A 22,648-nucleotide genomic window follows, 5' to 3' on the forward strand; every position below is an offset into this window, starting at 1 on the left:
AGTCTGGTTGCTTCTTACCTTAGGCGAACAGCGCCGCAAACTTGGCGACCTCGCCAGCCGGATCGTCCCTGCCCCAGACCGCATTGCAGACTGCAATGAAGTCCGCGCCCGCATCCACCAACGGCTTGGCATTGTCTGGCGTGATCCCGCCGATCGCCACGCAAGGTATCTCGAACAATGTTGCCCACCAGCTGAGGATGGCAGGATCGGGCCGATGTTCGCTCGGCTTGGTCAGTGTCGGATAGAATGCCCCGAACGCGACATAATCCGCCCCCGCCTCGCCGGCATCCATCGCCAGGTGGCGGCTTGCATGGCAAGTCACGCCGATCTGCTTGGTTGGGCCCAGGATCGCGCGCGCTTCGCGTGCATCGCCGTCGGATTGCCCGAGGTGGACGCCGTCCGCATCGAGCCGCTTCGCTAGGCTGACGCTGTCATTGACGATGAACGCGACATCATGGTCTGCGCAGATCTGCTGCAGCGGCGAGGCCAGCCGGGCGAGTTCGTGACTGTCGACGTCCTTAACTCGAAGCTGGAAGGCAGCGACCGGCCCGCCCGCAAGCGCCGCCTTCAGCCGATCGGGAAAATTGCCGCCGACGTCCTGCGGGCTGATGAGGTACAGCTGGCACGGTTCGGTCCGCGCCGGCGGCGGGAAGATCGAAAGGTCGGCCTCGTCATTCTCAACATCTTCATTCATGCACGGTGCATTAGCGAAAGGGGAAGCTTCGTCCAATGAAAGCCACCATAGTTCTTGTAGCTTTGGCGCTGACCGCTTGCGCAACGGTACCGCAAGCGAACGCTGGTCCGACCGCCGGCCTCGGACAAACGGCCGCCGTCAACGGCCTGATGATACGCCCGATCGCCGTGATCGAAGACAGCCGCTGCCCAGCGGAGGTGAAATGCGTTTGGGCAGGCAGGCTCACAGTTCGTGCAAGGATGAACGGCCCGGGCTGGACGCAGATTCGCGATTTCGAGCTCGGCGTCCCCCAAGCCGTGGATCAATATCGAGTAACGCTGATTGCTGCAGAGCCGCAAAAGCAAGCTGGGGCCGAAATCGACCGCCGCGCCTATCGATTCACCTTCGATACGCAGGGCTCTTAGTTCGGCGGGTCACACTGGCTTGAACGGGTTCCGGACGGGAGCCACGCAGGGCCGCCACTTGAAGCCTTCAGCGGCGGTGTCCTTCACTTCCTCCTCGATCAATCGATCCATCTGACTGGTGTCGTCCCACCCAAGACTCTTCATTTCCGCCGCGAAATCCCGTGAATTGACGAGGCCGAAGGTGAACCGGCTCCGGTCGACCTGGTAGATCGCTTCCAGCATGTGCGCTTTAAGTTCCGGCGTCAGCGTGAGCGGATTGCCGAGCGGAGAAAGCGCAGCGGCTGCCACGTCCTCACGATCACGAGCCGCACGCATCAAGTCGACCTGGGCATAAAGACCGACGAGTTTGGCAAATCTCTCGCGATCCATGGGCCCGAGCGCGCCCGTGGCGAGCGCAGAGGTCCATGCCGCATTGGTCAATGGTTCGACTGGTCTCTGGTAAACGCTTGGCGCCACCGAGCTGGTCATGATGCCCTCCATCTGGAGCGCGAGGGCATTCTCGTTGAGCCCCGGCCAACTATTGCTACCTGCGGCGATTTTCGACTGCAGCAATTTCGCCCGGTCGATATGGCACTGGCTGATCGCTTCACGCCACATCAGGCTACTGAGCGCAGCACGCAGTTCGTCGTGGATCGCGTCCTCTGCGGCATGCATATCCGCCAGTTCTTGCTGGCGCTCGCCCCATTGCTGCAGCCACAGCGCGAGCAGCACGCCGATGACCACAACAACGAACTCCATGCCCCAGTGGCGGACGTTCTTCTTCTGATCGTCTGTTAGTTGACGCAGCCCCAGCATCGCGACCCCCCGGTTGGAAACACTATCTCCAACCGGGGCCAAGTCTGCAATGGGGTGACTGAGGGGGCATTCGCCCCCGCCTTACGCTACCGAAGCGGCGTGGATATCGTCGATCGCTTGCCCAAGCGTGCTGTCGAATTCCTCGTCGCTCTGGTTGGCGCGAAGGTCCGACAGAAGCGCGCGGCTGAAGCTCGCGATCATGCCCGGGTTCTTGGCGAGTTCGACGCAAGCTTCGTCACGGCTGAAACCGCCCGACAGCGCAACGACACGAAGCACCTTGGGGTGGTCGACCAGCGGCTGGAACAGGCCGGCTTCGGCCGGGATGGTCAGCTTCAGCATGACCTTTTCGCCTTCCGGCAGCGCGTCCAGCTGCTTGACGATCTCGGCCAACATGAGGCGGTCGGCCGCATCGCGCTCGGGGCTCTTGATCGACACTTCCGGCTCGATGATCGGCATCAGGCCCTTGGCGAGGATACGCTTTGCTTCGTCGAACTGCTGGGCAACCGCAGCTGCAATCCCCGCTGGATTGGCGAGCTTGATGACCGAGCGCATCTTGGTGCCGAACACGCCCTTGGCATTGGCGCGATCGAGCAGCGCTTCGAGATCGGGATTGGGCTTCATCAGCTGGACGCCGTCCGCCTCGTCGGCGAGGCCCTTGTCGACCTTCAGGAAGGGAACCACGCCGCGCTCCCAGAGAAGCTCGGGAACCGGCTTGCCGCTGGCGGTGCCGTCCATGGTCTTTTCGAACAGGATTGCGCCGATCACCTTGCCGTTGCCGAACGACGGGGCAGTGATGATGCGGCTGCGCATCTCGTGAACCAGCCGGAACATCTCATCGTCGTTGGAGAAGGCGTCCTCGCCGATGCCATAAGCCTTCAGCGCACCCGGCGTCGAACCGCCGCTCTGGTCGAGGGCGGCGATAAAGCCTTGGCCCTTCGCGATTTTCGCGAGCATTTCAGGATGGCGGGTAGCGGTCGCGGTGGCGTTCATTTCATTCCCTGCAGGAGGTGGTTCAAAGCTATGCGGCGCGCTCTAGACGCCGCGTTCGAGACTCGCAACTCGGCTAGCGCTGGAGCGCGGCAACGCCGGGCAGTACGCGCCCTTCCATCCACTCCAGGAATGCGCCGCCAGCTGTCGAAACGAAGGTAAAGTCCGCCGCAACGCTCGCATGATTGAGCGCGGCAACGGTATCGCCGCCACCAGCGACTGAGACCAGGCTGCCATCCTGCGTCAGCGCCGCTGCCGTTTTCGCAAGCGCAACCGTTGCCTCGTCGAACGGCGGCGTCTCGAACGCACCTAGCGGCCCGTTCCACACCAGGGTTCGGCATGTCTTGAGCGCATCAGCGAGCGCCTCGACCGCAGCTGGACCGACGTCGAGGATCATCTCATCCGCCGCAACTTCATGGACGTTGACGGTGCGAAGGCTGGGCGGATTGGGCGCGAATTCCTTCGCCACTACTACGTCGTACGGCAAATGGATGGTGCAGCCGGCTTTATCGGCGCTCTCGAAGATGCTCTCCGCTTCTCCGACGAGATCCTTCTCGCACAGCGACTTGCCGACATCGACTCCGCGTGCGGCGAGGAAGGTATTGGCCATGCCGCCGCCGATGATCAGATGATCGACCTTGCCGACCAGGTTGCCGAGAACGGCGAGCTTGGTCGAAACCTTTGCGCCGCCGACAACCGTCGCGACCGGCCGCTCGGGATTGCCCAGCGCCTTCTCAAGCGCAGTGAGCTCCGCTTCCATCGACCGTCCGGCGAAGGACGGCAGCAAATGCGCCACGCCCTCGGTCGACGCATGGGCGCGGTGCGAAACGGAAAAGGCATCGTTGACATAATAGTCGCCGAGCGCCGCCATTCCCTTCGCCAACTCGGGATCGTTCTTCTCTTCTCCCAAATGGAAGCGGGTGTTCTCAAGGATCCCGATCGATCCCGGAAGCATGATGGAAATAGCGCGCGCGGCTTCCTCGCCCTGGCAATCCTCAACAAAGCGCACCGACCGTCCCGTCAGCTCCGCCAGCGGCTTCACGAGCAATGCCGTCGACATGTCCGGCCGAACAGCGCCCTTGGGCCGGCCGAAATGCGACAGCAGCAACACGATCGCGCCCTTGTCGCTAAGCTCTGCGATCGTCGGCACGGCAGCGCGAAGCCGCGTATCGTCGCTCACCGATCCACCCTGCATCGGCACGTTCAGATCGACGCGCACGAGGACGCGCTTGCCGGTCAGATCGGCCGGCAGATCGTCGAGGGTCTTGAAGTTCTGAGCCATACTATTCCGTCACCCCAGCGAAGGCTGGGGTCCATGCTGGTGAACCCCAAATGCCTAGTCGGACATGGATGCCAGCCTTCGCTGGCATGACATGCGAAAGAACTAGATCAGCTTCGCGATCGCGCCGGCCGTGTCGACCATGCGGTTCGAGAAGCCCCATTCATTGTCGTACCAGCTGACGACGCGGACCAGCTTGCCCTCGATCACTGCTGTCTCCAGGCTGTCGACGGTCGAGCTCGACGGATTGTGGTTGAGGTCGATCGAGACCAGCGGCTCGTCAGTGTAGGTCAGGATGCCCTTCAACGGACCATTCTCCGAAGCAGCCTTCAGCGCCGCATTGACCTCTTCCTTGGTCGTGTCGCGACCAGGAGTGAAGGTCAGGTCGACCAGGCTGACGTTCGGCGTGGGCACGCGGACCGCCGAGCCGTCCAGCTTGCCCTTCAGCTCCGGCAGCACCTCGCCGACCGCGCGGGCAGCGCCGGTGGTGGTCGGGATGATCGACATGCCGGCGGCGCGCGCACGGCGCATGTCCGGGTGGATCTGGTCCAGGATCTTCTGGTCATTGGTGTAGGCGTGGATGGTGGTCATCAGCCCGCGCTCGATGCCGACCAGGTCGTTCATCACCTTCGCGACTGGCGCCAGGCAGTTGGTGGTGCAGCTGGCGTTCGACACGATGGTGTGCTCGGCGGTCAGCTTGTCGTGGTTGACGCCGTAAACGACGGTGAGGTCAGCTCCCTTGGCCGGCGCCGAAATAAGGACGCGCTTGGCGCCTGCGTCGAGATGCTTCTGCCCGCCTTCGCGGTCGGTGAAGAAGCCGGTGCATTCCAGTGCGATGTCGACGCCCAGCTCGGCGTGCGGAAGCTTGGCCGGATCGCGTTCGGCGGTGACCTTGATCCGCTTTCCATTGACGATCATCGCGTCGCCGTCCGAGCTCACTTCGCCCGGGAACGGTCCATGGACGCTGTCGCGCTTGAACAGCATGGCGTTCGACTTGGCGTCGGCCAGGTCGTTGATCGCGACCAGTTCCAGGTCGTGATCGCTGCGCTCAAGGATGGCGCGGGCGACGAGGCGGCCGATGCGGCCGAAACCATTGATGGCGACTTTGGTCATGCAATTTCCCTAACTTTGATATGTGCGAGGACGCGCTCGGTGATCTTGGGCGCGGTTATCCCGAAATGGTCGTAAAGGTCGGTGGCCGGCGCGGACGCGCCGAACCGGTCGATGCCGATGCGAAGACCGTGGAGGCCGGTGTAGCGCTCCCAGCCGAAGGTTGTCCCCGCCTCGATCGACACGCGAAGGACCTCGCGGTTCGAAACGTCGGGCAGGATATCTTCGCGATAAGCATCGGGCTGGAGGTCGAACATCTCCGTGCAAGGCATGGAAACCACGTCGGCACCGATGCCTTCGCCTTCAAGGTTTGCCGCGACCGCCATGGCGATTTCGACTTCGGAACCGGTGGCGATCAGGATCACCTTGCGCGCAGCCTTCGCCGATTTCAGGCGGTAACCACCGCGAGCCGACAAATTCTCGTCGGATCGCTCGGTGCGGACCGGCGCCAGATTTTGGCGCGACAGCGCAAGCAGGCTCGGACCGTCATTGGCCAGCGCCGCCGCCCAGCACTCTGCCGTCTCGACCGCATCGGCCGGACGATAGACGTGCAGCCCAGGCATCGCGCGCAGCGATTGCAGATGCTCGATCGGCTGGTGGGTCGGTCCGTCCTCGCCAAGGCCGATCGAGTCATGGGTCATGACATGGACCGCCTTGGCGCCCATCAGCGCCCCCAGGCGGATCGCCGGCCGGCTATAGTCGGAGAAGACCAGGAAGGTGCCGCCATAGGGCAGGATGCCGCCATGCAGCGCCATTCCATTCATCGCCGCCGCCATGCCGAATTCGCGGATGCCGTAATAGATGTAACGGCCCGCGTAATTCTCCGCGGTCAGCGGCTGCAGCGCCTTGGTCTTGGTGTTGTTCGATCCGGTAAGGTCCGCTGAACCGCCGATCGTCCACGGGCAAGCCGAATTGATCGCTTCCAGCGCCATCTCCGACGCCTTGCGGGTCGCGACCTTGGGCGGATTGGCGACCAGCTCGTCGAGGTAGGGCTTCAGCCAGCTATCGCTGATCCTGCCGGCCAGTTGGTCGCGCAACTCCTGCGCCCTTCCGCTGGCTTCGAGGCGTGAAAGCCATTCCGAACGAGCCGAGCTGCCGCGGGTGCCGGCTTCGCGCCATGCCTTGGCGACATCGGCGGGAATTTCGAACGGCGGCAGGTCCCAACCCAACTCCTTGCGGGCAGCTGCGACTTCGTCCGCTCCCAGGGGCGAACCATGCGTTGCGGCCGTACCCTGCTTGTTGGGCGCGCCATAGCCGATGATGGTCTTGCAGCGGATCAGCGACGGACGCGGATCGGCAACTGCTTCGTCGATCGCCTTGGAAACCTTGGCCGAATCCATCCCGTCGCATTCGACGGTGTGCCAGCCCATCGCCTCATGGCGTGCCAGCACGTCTTCCTTGCGGCTGAGGTCGGTAGAACCGTCGATGGTGATCTTGTTGTCGTCCCACAGGACGATCAGCCGCCCGAGCTTCAGATGCCCGGCAAGCCCGACGGCTTCGTGGTTGATGCCCTCCATCAGGCAGCCGTCGCCGGCAACCACATAGGTGCGGTGATCGACAAGCTCATCGCCATAGACGGCGTTGAGATGCCGCTCCGCGATCGCCATTCCGACAGCAGAGGCCAGGCCCTGTCCCAGCGGCCCCGTCGTCGTTTCGATGCCCGGAAGCATGAAGTTTTCCGGATGGCCCGCACAGGGGCTGGAAAGCTGCCGGAAATTGCGGATTTCTTCCATCGTCGGGCGCGCATGGCCCGTCAGATGAAGAAGCGCATAGATCAGCATCGATCCATGGCCGGCGGACAGCACGAAGCGGTCACGGTCGGGCCAGTGCGGATCGGCCGGATCATATTTCAGATGCTTGGTGAACAGCGCGGTCGCGGCGTCCGCCATGCCCATCGGCATGCCGGGGTGACCGCTGTTGGCGGCTTCGACTGCATCCATCGCCAGGGCGCGAATGGCATTGGCGAGTCGGCGTTGGGTAGCCATTGAATCTCCATGGGTCGGCCGGGATGGAAATAATGGGCTGGCCGATGGTTTGGTGCCTATTGTCGGGAGAGTGCGTGGCGTCAACCTTGGGACGGATTCTGAGCCGCCTTGCGGACTGCATTCATTCTGCTACGCCTTGTGAACCATGAGCAGTAGGCCATTGGAAGAAGCCATGGATCGTGCCGAGCGCGCCTTGTTGCGCATCGAGCGAGCCATTGAACGCGGCGCGATGCATGATGGCCGCGACGACAAGCTTCGCGCCAATGTCGCAAGCGCGATCGCGGAACTGGATTCGATCATCAAGGAAGCGGGCCGCTAATGGCGGAGGTCGAGCTCACCATCGCCGGCCGTCCCTACAAGGTCGCGTGCCGCAATGGCGAGGAAGACACGCTGCGCGCTGCCGGCGCACTGGTCGACGCCAAGAGCCGGGAGGCGCTGGCAGGCCTCGGAACCCTGTCCGAATCGCGACAATTGCTGTTCGCGGCACTGCTGCTTGCCGACCAGCTGGTCGATGGACGGGAGGTTGAAATACCGACCGGCCCCGATCCGGAGCTGGTCGAGCGGACGCAACTTCTCGCTCAGCGGCTCGAATCCTTGGCCGACCGTCTTGAGCAAAACGGTGTCGAGCCCTAAATAGGACCCGACGGGTACTGCCTCGTACGAGCTTTAACGAAAATCCCTGAGGCGATATCGATCCGAAAGGGAGCTGTCCCTGCCCGGGCCAATTGGGTTACCAAGGGGTCCGAAGCACACGGCGCCCACCTGACGTTTTGGCGTCAGAGGATTTTAGGGCAAACGGCCATGGTGGTCCCGTCACATCCTTCCTTGCCGGCCGACAAGGTCTCGCTCCGGCGCCTGGCTCGCCAGCGCCGCCGCGCCTTCGTCGAATCGCTTGCAGAGGGAGAGCGCGACAATCTCGAAAGCCGCCTCGCGGAAGTGCTTGGACCAGCGCTGGTCAAATCTCGAATCACCGGCGGTTATTGCCCGATGCCGAACGAGATCAGCCCGCTTCCCGCGATGGAGGCGGCGACACATCGCGGCACCATCCTCGCCTATCCGGCCTTCAGCGATCATCAGAGCCAGTTCAAATTCCTGGCAGGCGAACCGGAAGAGCCGGGGCCATGGTCCTGCTTCCAGCCCTTGCTCGATTCTCCCGAAGTGTTTCCGGATCTGGTGCTGGTCCCTCTCGTCGCCATCGACGGACACGGAACCCGTCTTGGCCAGGGAAAAGGCCATTACGACCGCGTCCTCGCCAAGCTGCGCGAACATGGCGCGTTGCTGATCGGCGTGGGCTGGCGGGTGCAGAAGCTGGATGAGACGATTCCGGCAGAGCCTTGGGACGTGCCATTGGACGGGTTTGCTTCGCCGGACGGGCTGGAGATGTTCAGGTAGCCCCTGATCCCCCTATTCCGTCGCCCCAGCGAAGGCTGGGGCCCATGTCATCGAGACAATTCAACTGTAGGCGTGAGCCCCGCGACTTGGATGCCAGCCTTCGCTGGCATGACGATATGTTCTAGGACTGACCAAATGACCCCGCCCCAGCCCTCATGGCGCAAGCCCGCCGGAATATTCGCGATCCTAGCGCTAATCGCCATCTGGGCCGTGCTGATCGTTTCGCTGTCTAATGCAGTCAGCCAATGGCCGATCCTGGTCCAGGCGATCTTCTACCTGATTGCCGGAATCGCCTGGATTCTGCCGCTCAAACCGCTGCTGAGATGGATGGAAACCGGCCGGTTCCGCCAATAATCGTCAGTTCGCGCCCCGAAACGCACCGTTCGTCGACGGTTCATTGAAAATGCTGTATTGGGCCACCAATTCACCTCTTCGCTTATGCAGCATGTGACTACCTTCCAGCCCTTGAGGCCTTGGCGCACGCATCCGCGCGAGAGTGTTGCTGCGGCTATCCTCGGCGCGATCGGCCTCGTTGTTGCCGGGACGGGCGATGCGATGCCGTTGCTGCCCGAGTTCGCCAAGCAGGCTGAACCGGTCGCGGTTGCTGCACCGCCGGAATTGCTTCCGTCCCAGATTCGCGATCTCGCTCCGGAGACTGCGCTGCAAGTAAACGCGGGAATCCCGGTTGCCGGCGGTCCAAATCCGGCCGCAAGCCCATTCCTCTTCGGCAAGGCTTCGGCCGAGACGCGCGCCCGCGCGCTCGAATGCCTCACCAGCGCCATCTATTATGAAGCGGCGCAGGAACCGACCGACGGCCAACGCGCCGTTGCTCAGGTCGTCCTGAACCGCGTCCGCCACCCGGCTTTCCCGAACAGCGTGTGCGGCGTCGTCTACGAAGGATCGACGCGCAACACCGGCTGCCAGTTTACCTTCACTTGCGACGGATCGATGGCTTACGCGCCGATGCCGGCGCTGTGGAATCGCGCCCGCAAGCTGGCGGAAGAGGCTCTGAACGGCCGCGTCCATGCTCCCGTCGGCTATGCCACCCACTATCACGCCAACTATGTCGTTCCTTACTGGGCTTCCAGCCTGGTCAAGACCGACGTCGAGGGCGCGCACATCTTCTACCGCTGGTCGGGCAATTGGGGCCGTCCTGCCTCGTTCGCCGATCGCTGGTCGGGAATTGAAGGCAATCCTGCCGCGCTCCGCATGGCCGCGCTCAGCGCGCCGCGCGTGAAGGCCGCTCCGGTGGCAACCGCCGAGGCGACCGTCGAAAAGCTCGAGGATGCCGGCGCCAAGGTCATTCACGGCAAGGACGGCCGCGTCCGCCTGCTATTCACGCCGGAAGCGCGCGAAGTGGTCGAAAAGGTCAAGGTGACCCCCTACGTGGAACGCGTCGCTGCTTCGCAGAATCTTCGCAACGCCCTCGATGGCGGTTCCAGCGACGAGCCGGCCTTTGGCGCAGCCAAGGAAGAGCCGAAGCCGGTCGAGACCGCCTCGGCCCAATAAGCAAAAAGGCCCGCGTGAAAGCGGGCCTTTTGTTTTTCCACATGAATGGAATGGCGCGAGTGACGGGGCTCGAACCCGCGACCTCCGGCGTGACAGGCCGGCGCTCTAACCAACTGAGCTACACCCGCGCTTTGGCTGTGGCGGGGCAACTAGGAGAGCCGCCCTACCCTGTCAACACGCATCGGCCGTGTTTTTTCAGCCGTCCTTTTCTTCATCCTCGCCGACATGGGTCAGCGTCCCGTCCTCGAACAGGAAACCGGCGATGTCGGGCGTCCCGGCCGCGGCGAACACCGTCTTGAAGATGATCAGCAGCGGCACGGCCAGAAGCGCGCCCGTAGTGCCCCAGACCCAGGCCCAGAAAGACAGGGAGACCAGGATCAGCAGCGGATTGATGGTCAGCCTTTTGCCCACCACCAGCGGCGTGATGACGTTCGCCTCGATCATGTGGAGGCCGATGAACACCAGCGGCGGAAGCATCGCCGCCCAGGGATCGGAGAAGGTCATCAGGCCGCCCAGCGCGAGCAGCAGCGCGGCGACGATGGGACCTAGGTAGGGAATATAGTTGAGCACCGCGACGATGCCGCCCCACATTACCGGCGAATCCATCCCCATCGCCCAAAGGATCGCGGCGGTGAGGCCGCCCAGGCAGACGTTGATGATGGTGATGGTCGCGATGTAGGTCGACGTCGCATCGACGGTCTGCTGGATGACGCGTGCGGTGGTCAGCGCGCCTTCGAAGCTCCCGCGACTAACGATCGTGCGCTTCCGCATCCCCGTCCACCCGGCAAGGAAGAAATAGATCACCAGCAGCGCGAAGAAGAGCTGCACCGCCGCGTGCGGCGCCGAGGCCGTGATGATACCAAGCATCGAATTGGGCGTCTCGACCCGGACGGTCCTTGCCTGGCTTGCCTCGATCGAGATTCGCGCAGCCGTCTTGTCGATGAATTTCTCGAGGTTGGAATAAAGGTCGATCAGCGGCGCCAATGCCTGGGTTACCCGGTCGATCCGCTGCGGGATCAGCACCACCCAGTCGATCGCCGGGATGACGATCGCCGCCACCGCGAAGATCGCAATCGCCAGGAACACTAGCACGCACAGCAAGGCCGCAAGCTTTGCCGGCACTCCGCGCCGCTCGAACCATTCCAGCATCGGCACCAGCGCGATCGCAACCACCAGCGCGGCGGTGACCGGAAGGAAGAATTCCGCCCCATATCTTAGCGCGAACGGAAGCGAGATGATCAGCCCTACGCCGGCCATCAAGGTCAGCGACGCCAGCAGGCGGACGCGCTTTACCTGCAGCGCCTCCATGTCATGGGCGTGCGAATCGCCGGGCTTTTCTGTGCGCGCATCCATTAATCCGGCATCTTAACCAAGGTTTGCCGGCAAGCCAGATGGGACTGAAGCGAAAGGGTCGCAGCGTTGCGGTGGCGCAACAAGCGAGCGAGCCTGTGCCGCGCTTTGCGCGATCGCGCTGCTCGGCAATCTTCCGGATTGCCTGCGTCGAGCCACATGCTCGCCAGTCCCCCGGACTGGCTGTGCGTGTGGCTGGTGCCCCCGGTCCGGGTCGAACGGACACTCCTTTTGGGAACTCGATTTTGAGTCGAGCGCGTCTACCAATTCCGCCACGGGGGCCCGAGGCTGGAGCCTGCTAGCGAAGCCTTTGGTCGCTGGCAATTAGTTCCTCGGTGCCTGTCTCCGATAGCTGAGCGCTTCGGCGACGTGGATGCGGCCCACCTCGTCCGATCCGGAAAGATCCGCGATCGTCCTCGCCACCCGCATGACCCGGTGAAATCCTCGAGCGGACAGGCGCATTGCCGATGCGGCTGCGGCCAGCAGCTTCCTGCCCGCTTCGTCAGGCGTCGCCACATCGTCGAGCAGTTCGCCGTCCGCCTCGGCGTTAGTCCGCACCCCGCGCCCCTCGTAGCGCCGGGTCTGAACAGCCCGAGCCGCCGCTACCCGTCTCGCGACCTCTGCGCTCCCCTCGGCCGGCGGCGGCAGGGTGAGGTCGGCCGCGCTCACTCCCTGAACCTCGACATGCAAATCGATCCGGTCGAGCAACGGCCCCGACACCCGCGCCTGATAGTCGGCGGCGCATCGCGGCGCCCTTGCGCAGGCCAGCGCCGGATCACCAAGATGCCCGCAACGACAGGGATTCATCGCCGCCACCATCTGCACGCGCGCCGGGAATGTGACGTGCATGTTGGCCCGCGCGACGCTGACCGTGCCCGTTTCCAGCGGCTGGCGAAGCGAATCGAGCACCGGCCGCTGGAACTCCGGCAGTTCGTCCAGGAACAACACGCCAAGATGCGCCAGGCTGATCTCGCCCGGCCGGACCTTCAGCCCGCCGCCGACGAGCGCGGGCATTGACGCGCTATGATGCGGAGCGCGGAACGGCCGCCGCCGCCGCAGCCGCCCGCCTTCCAGTTCGCCCGCAACGCTGGCGACCATCGACACTTCCAGCGCCTCTGCCGGCTCCAGCGGCGGCAATATCCCCGGCAAGCAGGCCGCCAGCAGCGACTTTCCCGCCCCCGGAGGTCCGCTCATCAGCAGATTGTGCCCACCCGCCGCCGCGATCTCCAGCGCCCGCTTGGCGACCTCCTGTCCCTTGACCTGCTTGAAGTCCGGTCCCGAAGCGAGCGGCTCTGCCTCCCCAGGCTCCGGCGCGGGCAGCAACTGCCGCCCCTTGAAGTGGGACAGCAGCGCCAGCAAGTCCGGCGCCGCCAGCACCTCGATCCGCCCCGCCCACGCTGCCTCGCTCCCTTGGGAAGCCGGGCAGATCAGCCCCATTTCCCGCGAGCTCGCATGGATCGCGGCCAGCAAGACGCCCGGCGACGCCGCGATCCGCCCGTCGAGGCTCAGCTCCCCAACCGCGACATAGTGCGAAAGGCTCTCGGCGTCGGTCGCCCCGATCGCGGCCAGCAGGCAAAGCGCGATCGGCAGGTCGTAATGAGAGCCCTCCTTGGGGAGATCCGCCGGCGACAGGTTGACGGTGATCCGCTTGGGCGGAAGCGCGAGGCCGATCGAACTCAGAGCCGCCCTCACCCGTTCACGGCTCTCGGCCACCGCCTTGTCGGGGAGGCCGACGATGACGAACGCGGGCAGCCCGGCGGACAGCTGCACCTGCACTTCGACGGCCCTCGCCTCGAGCCCCAGATAGGCGACGGTGGAAACGGTTGCTGTCATTGTCGCCGACGACGAAGCAGCGAAGCTCGGCGCCCGCTATCAAGATCTGCTCGTGATCAAAGCGCTGGCGCCTCATCGCCAAGCGATGCATCGTCCGGCCGATGAAAGCACTCGCGCGCGCCAACAACATCGCCGATCTGCGCGCCCTCGCCCGCCGGCGCCTACCGCGCCCGATCTTCGACTATATCGACGGCGGCGCTGACGATGAGCTCACCCTCCGGCGAAATTCATCTGCATTCGCGGATTATGAGTTGATCCCCGACGTTCTGACCGACGTCTCGAACATCCGTACAGAAACCCGCCTGTTCGGCCAGGAGGTGCGCTGGCCGCTGATGTTGTCGCCGACCGGCCTCAACCGCATGTTCCACCCCGATGCCGAACTGGCGGTCGCCCGCGCCGCGGCAAGGCACGGGCTGCTCTACGGCCTTTCGACCCTCGGCACGACGCGGATCGAGGAGCTGGCGAAGGAATTTGCCGGGCCCAAGGTGTTCCAGATCTATGTGTTCAAGGATCGCGGCCTTACCGCCGAGTTCGTCGCCCGCTGCAAGGAATCGGGTTTCCACGGCCTCGCGCTCACCGTCGACACCCCGGTCGCCGGCAATCGCGAGCGCGACCGGGTCAACGGCCTCTCGCTCCCGCCCCGCCTGACCCTCAAATCCTTCATGAGTTTCGCGCTTCATCCCGGCTGGTCCCTGCCCGCGCTCACCGGTTCCAAATTCGACTTCGCCAATGTCAGTCATAAGGTCGACGCGCTGGCATCGGGCCCGATGAGCCTGTTCGATTATATCGGCGGGCAATTCGATCGCAGCCTTACCTGGCGCGACGTGGAGTGGCTCGCCTCCGAATGGGGCGGCCCGCTCGCCATCAAGGGCGTGATGACGCCTGAGGACGCGAAGCACGCGATCGCGTCCGGCGCGACGGGCGTCATGATCTCCAACCACGGCGGGAGGCAGCTCGACAGCGCTCCGGCTCCCATCGATCAGGTCGCGGCCATCCGCGACGTTTTAGGCGACGGCCCCGACGTCATCTGCGACGGCGGCGTCCGGCGCGGCGCCGATGTGGTGAAGGCGCTCGCTCTGGGCGCGACGGCCTGCTCCATCGGCCGGCCCTATCTCTACGGCCTCGCCGCGGGCGGTGAAGCCGGAGTCGACCGTGCACTCTCCCTCCTGCTCGAAGAGCTTGAGCGGACGATGATCCTCGCCGGCATCAACGATATTTCCGGAATCCGGGCCCGGCACGTCCGAAGCCGGGGCAGTAGGCGGTAGAATTCAGTCGGTCGGCTTTCGGCTGCAACCCTTGTCGGGCCGCATACCGAAGCCCACATGCCCCGGAATGTGGAAGAGGGAACAGTGGCGTCAGTTCTTCGACCATCCGGTGGTCGAATGGTCGATTCTCATCCTGGGCATCGTTCTGATGGTCCTGTCCCCGCTGGCCGGCGTGGTTCCGGGACCCGGCGGCATATTCGTGTTCGCCATCGGCCTGGCGATGGTTCTTCGGACCAGCATGTGGGCCAAGCGCCGCTACGTCCACTTCAAGCGCTGGCAGCCGAAGGCCGGGCGCTGGACCGACTGGGGCCTGCGCCGAGACAGTGCCAAGCGCCGCGAAGCGATCCGCAAGGAACGGGATGAAATCGGCTGCCCGCCGCCCGAGGACGAACGAAATGAAGGGCCGATCGAGTCCAGGATCCCCGGCCCACCAGTCACTCAGCCGGAAATGCCCGGCGATCCCGAAGAGCCTTTGCGGCGTTGACTTTGCTGCCCTTGCCCAGTATCGGCGCCTCCAACAACGGCCGCTTCGGCGGCCCTTTTTCATTCGATTTTGAAGGCATGAGCGATGAAGCGCACTTTCCAGCCGAGCAATCTGGTCCGCAAGCGGCGGCACGGGTTCCGCAGCCGCATGGCGACGGTCGGCGGCCGCAAGGTGCTGAACGCGCGCCGCGCACGCGGCCGCAAGAAGCTCAGCGCCTAGTTACAATCCAGAAGCGCTCGGACTTCCTCGCCGCCAACCGCGGCAAGCGCGCCCCCATGCCCGGCTTCGTCCTTCTCGTCCGCCCGCGCGGCGACGACGATCCGACGATGCGCATCGGCATTACCGTGACCAAGAAGATCGGCAATGCCGTGGTTCGCAACCGCATGAAGCGCCGTTTCCGGGCCCTCGCCCGCGAAACCCTTCCGGATCTTGGAATTGCCGGCGCGGATCATGTGCTGATCGGACGGGCCGGCGGCGTGGAACGCGACTATGCGAGCCTGGCCGCGGAGCTGAAGCGGGCGCTGAAGAAGGTGCAGCAATGATTCCCGTTTTCGTCATCGCGAGGAGCGCAGCGACGAAGCGATCCAGACTGGATTGCTTCGCCTTGCTCGCAATGACGACATGTTAGCCAAGATCCTCATTCTGCTCACCCGTGGCTGGCAGAAGGGGCCAAGCAAGGTCCTTCCGCCAAGCTGCCGGTTCCAGCCGAGCTGCTCGGCCTATGCGATCACCGCACTTGGGCGCTATGGGGCGCTGAAGGGCGGCTGGCTCGCCCTTAAACGAATCTTCCGTTGCCACCCCTGGGGCGGACAGGGTCTTGATCCCGTCCCCTAAGTAACAACTGCATTTTTCAAGGACAATTTTGTGAACGATAATCGCAATATGCTCCTGGCCATCGTGCTGAGCGCGTTCGTGCTGATCGGCTGGAGCCTTTTGTCCGACAAATTCTTCCCGACCCCTCCGCCGCAAACGCACAAGGTCGAGAACGGCAAGGTCCAGCCCACGCCGGCTCCCGTGACTGAAGCCGGCTCGCCCAAGGGAGGCCCGGAGCCTTTGCGACCGCGCGAGCTGGTGCTCGGCGAAACGCCTCGGCTGAAGATCGAAACGCCGCAGCTCACCGGTTCGATCAACCTCAAAGGCGCGCGATTCGACGATCTCGACCTCGTTACCCAGCGCGAGACCATCAAGAAGGATTCGCCGCCGGTTCGCCTCCTGTCGCCGGCACGTGCCAAGGACAGCTATTTCGCCCAGTTCGGTTGGAGCGGTCAGGGCGTCGCGGTTCCTGACGCCAACAGCCTCTGGACGGCCAGCGCTCCGACGCTCGTTCCCGGGCAGCCGGTGACGCTTAGCTGGTCCAACCCGACCGGCCAGCGCTTCGAACTCATCCTGTCGGTCGACGATGGCTATATGTTCACTGTCAAGCAGCGCGTCGTGAACGGCGGCAGCAATGCAGTTGGCCTTCGCACCTACGGTCTTGCCAGCCGCTCGGCGAAGAGCCCCGACCCCTCGACCTGGACCAATCACGTCGGACCGATGAGCTTCCTCGCGGACAAAGCCGACTATAGCGTCGATTGGGATACGCTCGACGAGAACAAGGCCGGCGTTACGCGTGACAGTCGCGGCGGTTGGCTCGGCTTCACCGATAAATATTGGCTGACTGCGCTTATCCCCGCCGATGGCGCACCGGTCGAAGCCAGCTTCCGCAAGAGCGAAAGCGGCGCCTACCAGGCCGATTTCGCCGGATCGCAGTTCGTCGCGGCCCCGGGCCAGGCTGTAACCAGCGAAGCCCGCCTGTTCGCCGGCGCCAAGGAAAAGAAGTTTCTCGACCGCTACGAGAATGAAGGCATCACCAAGCTTTCCAAGTCGATCGACTGGGGTTGGTTCGAATGGTTCATGCGGCCGATCTTCAACCTGCTCACCTGGCTGTTCAGCGTGCTCGGCAACTTCGGCCTGGCGATCATCAGCCTGACCTTCATCGTTCGCCTGATCCTGTTCCCGATCGCCGACAAGCAATTCAAGTCGATGGCCGGGATGCGCAAGGTCCAGCCGAAGATGAAGGCGCTCCAGGAACGCTACAAGGACGACAAGCCGAAGCTGCAGCAGGAGATGCTGAAGCTGTACCAGGAAGAGAAGATCAATCCGGCTGCCGGCTGTCTTCCGATCCTCCTCCAGATCCCGATCTTCTACGCGCTCTACAAGGTGCTGATGGTCAGCGTCGAAATGCGCCACCAGCCCTTCTACCTGTGGATCAAGGACCTCTCGGCGCCCGATCCGTTGACTCCGGTCAACCTGTTCGGCCTGCTGCCGTTCACACCGCCGGGCTTCCTCGCGATCGGCGTGCTTCCGATCCTGCTCGGCATCACCATGTGGATCCAGTTCAAGCTCAATCCGCAGCAGATGGACCCCGTCCAGCAGCAGATCTTCAGCTTCATGCCGTGGATCCTGATGTTCGTGATGGCGCCCTTCGCCGCGGGCCTTCAGCTCTACTGGGTGGTTTCGAACCTCCTCACGATCGCGCAGCAGACCTGGCTCTACAAGCGCTACGACATGCACCTGTCCGACACGCATCCGGTGAAGACGTGATCCGTTCTTCGTCATTGCGAGCGGAGCGAAGCAATCCAGTGGTGCATTCCTGGATTGCTTCGTCGCTGCGCTCCTCGCAATGACAACCGATATGTCAGAATCAGCCGAAGACATCGCCGAGCGCGCTCGCAAGCTTTTCGCGGGGCCGATCGACTTCCTGAAGTCGGCCCCGAAGCTTGAGCACCTGCCGGATCCGACCGCGCCGGAAATTGCCTTCGCGGGCCGATCCAACGTCGGCAAAAGCTCGCTCATCAACGCGCTCACCAACCGCAACAAGCTGGCGCGCGCCTCGAACACGCCGGGCCGGACGCAGGAACTCAACTATTTCGATGTCGGCCAGCCGCTGGTTTTCCGCCTCGTCGACATGCCCGGCTATGGCTTTGCCGAAGCACCCAGGGACATGGTCAAGCGCTGGCGCTTCCTGATCAACGACTATCTGCGCGGCCGGGCGGTCCTGAAGCGGGCGCTGGTGCTGGTCGATTCGCGCCACGGTCTCAAGGATGTCGATCGCGACGTGATGAAGATGCTCGACGATGCGGCGGTCAGCTACCACCTCGTCCTGACCAAGGCGGACAAGATAAAGCCGACGGAATTGGCGAAGACCATCGAAGCTATTCGGATCGAGGCGGCGAAGCATCCGGCCGCCCACCCGCTCATCCTGCCGACATCCAGCGAAACCGGCGCGGGCATCGCCGAGTTAAGGACAGCGGTACTGGAGGCTGTGCTAACCTAGTTGCACCGTCATCCCGGGCTTGACCCGGGATCCGCCTTTTCTTCAGGTGGCCAGAAAGTAGGCAGACCCCGGATCAAGTCCGGGGTGACGAAGGAAAGAGGGGCTACATGAAGCTCATCATCGGCAACCGCGCCTATTCCAGCTGGTCCATGCGTGGATGGCTGGCACTGAAGCATGCCGGTGTGGAGTTTGAAGAGCTGGTCGTCCCCTTGTTCGACGAAGCCTGGGAGCAGCGCCGCGAAGGCGATGAATTCGCGCCCTCGCTCGGCAAGGTGCCGATCCTGTGGGACGGCGAAACCGTCATTTGGGACAGCCTGGCGATCATCGAGCATTGCGCGGAATTGGCTGGCCGGGATCGCTTCTGGCCGGAGGACGAAGCCGCGCGCGGTATGGCCCGCTCCATGGCCGCGGAAATGCACAGCGGCTTCTCGGCCCTTCGCCGCGAACTGCCAATGAACGTCCGCCGCAACTTCGGTTCCGTCGAGCTGTCGCAGGAAGTCGAAGCGGACATCGACCGCATCCTCAATCTTTGGGCGCAAGCGCGGGCCCGCTTCGGCGGAACCTGCGAATATCTGTTCTGCAACTGGAGCGCGGTCGACATCATGTTCGCGCCGGTCGTCACCCGCTTCGTCACCTATGGCGTCCGCGTTCCGCCCTTCGCCGCTACCTATATGGAAGCCGTCCTTCACCGCGCCGATATCGTCGAGTGGATCGAGCTCGCGCAGGACGAGCCCTGGGTGATCGAGGAATATGAGGCCGCGCCGGCCTAATAGGCGGAGCCATCCTTGTGGGTCATCTTTCCGGCGACCGCGTCATAGTGCAGGTCGATATCGGGATAATGGCAATCCCCTTCGCCATATTGGCAATCGAAAGCCAGGAACGTGCAAGGCTGCTCACTGCGGTTCACCAGATGGTGGCCGTTGGGGACATCCTTGGGAAATGCGGCGCAGTCCCCTGCCCTTAGAACCGTCTCGCCTTCGTCCTCGATCAGCACTGCCTCGCCGAACAGCATGACCAGGAACTCGTCGATGCCGTTGTGCCAGTGGCGCTGGCTCGACCATGCGCCGGGCTGCAGCACGACATGGCTCACCCCAATGTCTTTCAAACCGGTGCTAGGTGCGATCCGGCGATAGAAGCGCCCGGCGACGTCGGTTGCAAATGGCTCGGGATATTGGGTGCGATTGGTCTGCTCGATTTGGGAAAGGTCGACCTTCGGCATGGTTTGCCCACCTCCATTGAGGGCTGTCCTACACGGCTTGAGATGACTAAGTCAGTTGCGATGTTCGTCGACCGGTTTCCGCTGTCCTACCTCCCCAGCATAACGTCACTAAGGTCACACGAAATGTCGCCTCTCCTTGAGACTTTAGTGACTTTAGAGACTTTAGGCGCGCCATTACGCTTGCTAGGCAAGCTCCCATGACATCGTCCATCGACCCGGTCGACCTCGCCGCCCGCCTCATCGCCTGCCCGAGCATCACGCCAGCGCGCGGCGAGGTGTTCGACCTGCTCGATGCCGAGCTCACGGCAATCGGATTCACTGTCCATCGCTGGGTGATGGGCGAGGAACCGGACGGCCCAACCGAAAATCTGGTTGCGATCCGTGGCTCCGGCGGATCTCACTTCGGATTTGCCGGTCACCTCGACGTCGTCCCTCCCGGAGATGGGTGGGCCACCGACCCGTTCGAACCCGTTATCGAAGATGGCGTCCTCACAGGCCGCGGCGCCAACGACATGAAGAGCGCCATCGCCGCCTTCGTCGCGGCGGCCTCGGAATTCCAGGAGCAGGCCGGCACTATATCCCTCCTCATCACCGGCGACGAGGAAGGCTATGCCACTTACGGCACGCCGCGCATCATCGACTGGTTGAACGAGCGCGGCATTCGCCCCGACATGATCCTGATCGGCGAGCCGACGTCGGTCGACCGGCTGGGCGACACAATCAAGATCGGCCGCCGCGGCTCGGTCAACATGTGGATCGACGTTCCCGGGACGCAGGGCCATGTCGCCTACCCGCACCGCGCCGATAACCCCATGCCCAAGCTGGCCCGGGTCATTGCAGCGCTCGACGCCCTCCATCTCGATGACGGCACCGACGCCTTCCCTCCATCCAACCTGGAGTTCACCGGCGTCTCGACCCCGACCCATGCCAGCAACGTCATCCCCGCCTCGGCAACGGCCCAGCTCAACATCCGCTTCAACAACCTCCAGCAAGGCCAGAGGCTGGTTGAACTGGTGGAAGAAATCGCGGAGCGCGAAGCGCCCGGTTCGACCGTCCGCGCGCGAATTTCCGGTGAGGCCTTCCTCACACCGCCGGGTGAACTCTACGATGTGCTTGTCTCGGCGATCCGCGACGAAACCGGCATCGATCCGGAGCTGTCGACCAGTGGCGGAACCTCCGACGGGCGGTTCCTGATCCAGCTTTGTCCGGTGGTCGATTTCGGCCTGCCCAACGCCTCGATGCACAAGATCGGGGAACATGCAGCGGTGGAGGATATTCGCGCGCTCAGCCGAATCTACCGCCGCGTTCTGGAAAAGGTCTTCGGTTAGGCGACGTTGCTGCCGCGCGATCCCCGGTCGGCATTGCGGGTCCAGCTCAGGAACTCGTCCTCGAACATCGGCCCGGCGAACACAAAGCCCTGGACGATGTCGCAGCCCATGGCGCGAAGGATATCGGCCTGCGCCACATTCTCGACCGCCTCGGCGACGATCTCGGCCCCGACGCCCTTGATCAGCTGGATGACGGCCTGGACCACCACCCGGGCCTGCTCGCTATATTCGATATCGGCGATCAGCGACTGGTCGAGCTTCACCCGATCGAGCGGCAATGCCCTGAGGCGGGCGAGATTGGAGTAGCCGGTCCCGAAATCGTCGAGGGCGATTGACAGGCCGTCTTTCCGCAGCGCCGCGATTTCATGCAGCACGGCTTCGGAGCAATCCATCGCCGCGCTCTCGGTGAACTCCAGCTCGAGGTGGCTCAGCGGGACGCCCGCATCGGCGAACGCTGCCCGCATCCGCGGCAGGAAGTCGTGCCGGTCGAGTTGGCGCGGGCTGACGTTGAACGAGATCCGGCGCTTGACGCCCTGCGACTGCCATTCCGAAGCCATGGAGGCAACTTCGGCAATGACCCAATCACCGATGTCGGCGATGATCCCTGTCTGCTCGGCAACCGGGATGAAGGTCCCGGGAAGGCGCATCCCGTCACGCGGGTGGTTCCAACGGAGCAGCGCTTCGGCACCGCATACCTCGCCCGTCGCAAAGCTGAGCTGCGGCTGGAGAGCAAGCACGAACTCACCCCGCTGAACCGCCTCGCTCAATGCCGCTTCGGTATCGATCTTCTGCTGATGCTCCGCCGCCAGTTCCTCGCTGAACAGGCAATAACGCCCGCCGCCCTGCTGCTTGGCACGGTACATCGCGATGTCCGCGGCACGCATCAGCGTTTCGATAGTCGTGCCATGAGCCGGGCAAATGGCAACGCCGACCGAAGCGCCGATATCGACGCTGTGCCCATGCAGTTCGAACGGCTCGGAAATGGCCAGCGCGATCCGGCGGGCAATCCGCTCGGCGTCGGCTACCTCGCCGATTTCGGGGAAGAAGATGGTGAATTCGTCGCCCGCCAGCCGTGCCAGCAGCGGACGGAGCATCTGCCCGTCGCCCAGTTCGGCGGTCACGACCACACGCAAGCGGTTGGCAACCATGATCAGCAATTGGTCGCCGCGGGCATGACCGAGGCTGTCGTTGACATTCTTGAAGCGGTCGAGGTCCACGAACAGCATGGACGCCATCGTTTCCGGCGGACGCGCGGCAAGCATCTTGTCGGCCTCGGCCCGGAAATGCAGGCGGTTTGGAAGCGACGTGACGGGGTCGTACATGCCCAGCGCGTGGGCATTTTCGATCGAGGCCCGGACTTCGGCGAACAGGCTGTCCACCGCGGTCGCAAGCTTGGGCATGGTATCGCGGACGATGCGCGGCGTCGGGCTGGTCAAATCGCCCTGTTCAACGGCCAGCAGCCGGTCTCCGAGCGCGGCCAGGGCACGGGCACTTTCGCTGTTCGGGCGTTCGGAGGCGATGTAGCTGACCAGCAGGCAAAATGCGCCGGCGACGATCGACGCGACCACCTTCTCGTTGAAGCTGGTGATGTAGATGAACGCCATCAGGGAAAAGAGGAACGAGGCAACGCCAGCCGCGCCCGATAGCAGGGCGTTGCTTACCTTTTGGGCCGTTCCTTCCTGAGAACCTGAAATCTGC

The 22,648-nt window shown here is 63.7% G+C and carries 25 protein-coding genes and 2 tRNA genes; 15 read left to right on the forward strand and 12 right to left on the reverse strand.

Translation table 11 applies throughout. From position 1 onward, the window contains the following. Positions 1 to 19: 19 nt before the first annotated feature. Complete coding sequence (thiE, locus tag LZ496_RS03210; RefSeq protein WP_249903146.1) at positions 20 to 694, reverse strand: thiamine phosphate synthase; 675 nt, start codon at positions 692 to 694, stop codon at positions 20 to 22. A 35-nt stretch (positions 695 to 729) separates the two neighbouring features. Here thiE and LZ496_RS03215 point away from each other — a divergent pair, with 35 nt between their 5' ends. Then, positions 730 to 1,098 (forward strand): hypothetical protein, encoded by a 369-nt coding sequence (locus LZ496_RS03215; RefSeq protein ID WP_249903147.1) that lies wholly within the window; start codon positions 730 to 732, stop codon positions 1,096 to 1,098. A gap of 9 nt (positions 1,099 to 1,107) precedes the next feature. Here the strand turns inward: LZ496_RS03215 and LZ496_RS03220 are convergent, their stop codons facing one another. From LZ496_RS03220 to tkt, 5 genes are all read right to left on the reverse strand, one after another. Beyond that, a complete protein-coding gene (locus LZ496_RS03220) occupies positions 1,108 to 1,893 on the reverse strand; it encodes a hypothetical protein (RefSeq protein WP_249903148.1) in 786 nt (261 codons plus the stop codon). An 81-nt stretch (positions 1,894 to 1,974) separates the two neighbouring features. Next, complete coding sequence (locus tag LZ496_RS03225) at positions 1,975 to 2,883, reverse strand: fructose bisphosphate aldolase (RefSeq protein ID WP_249903149.1); 909 nt, start codon at positions 2,881 to 2,883, stop codon at positions 1,975 to 1,977. Positions 2,884 to 2,956: 73 nt separating this feature from the next. Next, positions 2,957 to 4,162, reverse strand: a complete 1,206-nt coding sequence (locus LZ496_RS03230) for a phosphoglycerate kinase (RefSeq protein ID WP_249903150.1) — start codon at positions 4,160 to 4,162, stop codon at positions 2,957 to 2,959. Between the two features lie 102 nt (positions 4,163 to 4,264). Then, positions 4,265 to 5,272 (reverse strand): type I glyceraldehyde-3-phosphate dehydrogenase, encoded by a 1,008-nt coding sequence (gene gap / locus LZ496_RS03235; protein ID WP_249903151.1) that lies wholly within the window; start codon positions 5,270 to 5,272, stop codon positions 4,265 to 4,267. Next, positions 5,269 to 7,254, reverse strand: coding sequence for a transketolase (tkt, locus tag LZ496_RS03240; protein WP_249903152.1), 1,986 nt, complete (start codon positions 7,252 to 7,254; stop codon positions 5,269 to 5,271). Before tkt ends, gap begins: the two co-directional genes overlap by 4 nt. Before the next feature lie 145 nt (positions 7,255 to 7,399). Here tkt and LZ496_RS03245 point away from each other — a divergent pair, with 145 nt between their 5' ends. The 5 genes from LZ496_RS03245 (at position 7,400) to LZ496_RS03265 (ending at position 10,155) form a co-directional block, all read left to right on the forward strand. Continuing rightward, positions 7,400 to 7,573 carry a hypothetical protein gene (locus tag LZ496_RS03245; RefSeq protein WP_249903153.1) on the forward strand — a complete coding sequence of 58 codons (174 nt, stop codon included), beginning with the start codon at positions 7,400 to 7,402 and terminating at the stop codon, positions 7,571 to 7,573. Next, positions 7,573 to 7,887, forward strand: a complete 315-nt coding sequence (locus LZ496_RS03250) for a cell division protein ZapA (RefSeq protein ID WP_249903154.1) — start codon at positions 7,573 to 7,575, stop codon at positions 7,885 to 7,887. The genes LZ496_RS03245 and LZ496_RS03250 overlap by 1 nt, the downstream gene beginning before the upstream one ends. A 168-nt stretch (positions 7,888 to 8,055) precedes the next feature. Further along, on the forward strand, positions 8,056 to 8,646 hold the full coding sequence (locus LZ496_RS03255) for a 5-formyltetrahydrofolate cyclo-ligase (protein ID WP_249903155.1): 591 nt from the start codon (positions 8,056 to 8,058) through the stop codon (positions 8,644 to 8,646). Between the two features lie 135 nt (positions 8,647 to 8,781). Next, complete coding sequence (locus tag LZ496_RS03260) at positions 8,782 to 9,000, forward strand: DUF2842 domain-containing protein (protein ID WP_249903156.1); 219 nt, start codon at positions 8,782 to 8,784, stop codon at positions 8,998 to 9,000. Positions 9,001 to 9,084: 84 nt separating this feature from the next. Next, on the forward strand, positions 9,085 to 10,155 hold the full coding sequence (locus LZ496_RS03265; protein WP_249903157.1) for a cell wall hydrolase: 1,071 nt from the start codon (positions 9,085 to 9,087) through the stop codon (positions 10,153 to 10,155). Between the two features lie 51 nt (positions 10,156 to 10,206). Here the strand turns inward: LZ496_RS03265 and LZ496_RS03270 are convergent. The 4 genes from LZ496_RS03270 to LZ496_RS03285 all read right to left on the reverse strand — a co-directional run bounded on the left by LZ496_RS03270 (position 10,207) and on the right by LZ496_RS03285 (position 13,338). Continuing rightward, positions 10,207 to 10,283: transfer RNA gene (locus LZ496_RS03270), tRNA-Asp, on the reverse strand. Between the two features lie 67 nt (positions 10,284 to 10,350). Then, positions 10,351 to 11,508, reverse strand: a complete 1,158-nt coding sequence (locus tag LZ496_RS03275) for an AI-2E family transporter (protein ID WP_436286449.1) — start codon at positions 11,506 to 11,508, stop codon at positions 10,351 to 10,353. Between the two features lie 193 nt (positions 11,509 to 11,701). Next, positions 11,702 to 11,787, reverse strand: a tRNA-Leu gene (locus LZ496_RS03280). A 42-nt stretch (positions 11,788 to 11,829) separates the two neighbouring features. Beyond that, positions 11,830 to 13,338, reverse strand: a complete 1,509-nt coding sequence (locus LZ496_RS03285) for a YifB family Mg chelatase-like AAA ATPase (protein WP_249903158.1) — start codon at positions 13,336 to 13,338, stop codon at positions 11,830 to 11,832. Positions 13,339 to 13,439: 101 nt separating this feature from the next. Here LZ496_RS03285 and LZ496_RS03290 point away from each other — a divergent pair, with 101 nt between their 5' ends. From LZ496_RS03290 to LZ496_RS03325, 8 genes are all read left to right on the forward strand, one after another. Further along, entirely contained in the window at positions 13,440 to 14,603 is a 1,164-nt protein-coding gene (locus LZ496_RS03290) for an alpha-hydroxy acid oxidase (protein ID WP_249903159.1), read from the forward strand. Positions 14,604 to 14,670: 67 nt separating this feature from the next. Further along, positions 14,671 to 15,087 carry a hypothetical protein gene (locus LZ496_RS03295; RefSeq protein ID WP_249903160.1) on the forward strand — a complete coding sequence of 139 codons (417 nt, stop codon included), beginning with the start codon at positions 14,671 to 14,673 and terminating at the stop codon, positions 15,085 to 15,087. An 84-nt stretch (positions 15,088 to 15,171) separates the two neighbouring features. After that, positions 15,172 to 15,306 carry a 50S ribosomal protein L34 gene (gene rpmH, locus LZ496_RS03300; protein ID WP_037504084.1) on the forward strand — a complete coding sequence of 45 codons (135 nt, stop codon included), beginning with the start codon at positions 15,172 to 15,174 and terminating at the stop codon, positions 15,304 to 15,306. 5 nt (positions 15,307 to 15,311) lie between these two features. Beyond that, positions 15,312 to 15,629, forward strand: coding sequence for a ribonuclease P protein component (gene rnpA, locus LZ496_RS03305; RefSeq protein ID WP_366516699.1), 318 nt, complete (start codon positions 15,312 to 15,314; stop codon positions 15,627 to 15,629). Between the two features lie 79 nt (positions 15,630 to 15,708). Beyond that, complete coding sequence (yidD, locus tag LZ496_RS03310) at positions 15,709 to 15,921, forward strand: membrane protein insertion efficiency factor YidD (RefSeq protein ID WP_249903852.1); 213 nt, start codon at positions 15,709 to 15,711, stop codon at positions 15,919 to 15,921. A 30-nt stretch (positions 15,922 to 15,951) separates the two neighbouring features. Further along, the gene (yidC, locus tag LZ496_RS03315) at positions 15,952 to 17,670 is read left to right on the forward strand and encodes a membrane protein insertase YidC (RefSeq protein ID WP_249903162.1); all 1,719 of its coding nucleotides are present in this window, start codon (positions 15,952 to 15,954) and stop codon (positions 17,668 to 17,670) included. Positions 17,671 to 17,761: 91 nt separating this feature from the next. After that, complete coding sequence (yihA, locus tag LZ496_RS03320; protein WP_249903163.1) at positions 17,762 to 18,403, forward strand: ribosome biogenesis GTP-binding protein YihA/YsxC; 642 nt, start codon at positions 17,762 to 17,764, stop codon at positions 18,401 to 18,403. Between the two features lie 107 nt (positions 18,404 to 18,510). Continuing rightward, positions 18,511 to 19,173 carry a glutathione S-transferase family protein gene (locus tag LZ496_RS03325; protein ID WP_249903164.1) on the forward strand — a complete coding sequence of 221 codons (663 nt, stop codon included), beginning with the start codon at positions 18,511 to 18,513 and terminating at the stop codon, positions 19,171 to 19,173. On the opposite strand, the gene LZ496_RS03330 is transcribed toward LZ496_RS03325, so the two are convergent. Then, entirely contained in the window at positions 19,170 to 19,622 is a 453-nt protein-coding gene (locus LZ496_RS03330; RefSeq protein WP_249903165.1) for a cupin domain-containing protein, read from the reverse strand. The two genes, LZ496_RS03325 and LZ496_RS03330, sit on opposite strands and share 4 nt — an antisense overlap. A 197-nt stretch (positions 19,623 to 19,819) precedes the next feature. Here LZ496_RS03330 and dapE point away from each other — a divergent pair, with 197 nt between their 5' ends. Beyond that, positions 19,820 to 20,950, forward strand: coding sequence for a succinyl-diaminopimelate desuccinylase (dapE, locus tag LZ496_RS03335; RefSeq protein WP_249903166.1), 1,131 nt, complete (start codon positions 19,820 to 19,822; stop codon positions 20,948 to 20,950). Here dapE and LZ496_RS03340 read toward each other — a convergent pair. Further along, complete coding sequence (locus LZ496_RS03340; RefSeq protein ID WP_249903167.1) at positions 20,947 to 22,554, reverse strand: putative bifunctional diguanylate cyclase/phosphodiesterase; 1,608 nt, start codon at positions 22,552 to 22,554, stop codon at positions 20,947 to 20,949. The genes dapE and LZ496_RS03340 overlap by 4 nt on opposite strands. Positions 22,555 to 22,648: the final 94 nt, after the last annotated feature.

Origin of the sequence: Sphingomonas caseinilytica (assembly GCF_023516455.1) — a bacterium.
Lineage (GTDB): Bacteria > Pseudomonadota > Alphaproteobacteria > Sphingomonadales > Sphingomonadaceae > Sphingomicrobium > Sphingomicrobium caseinilyticum.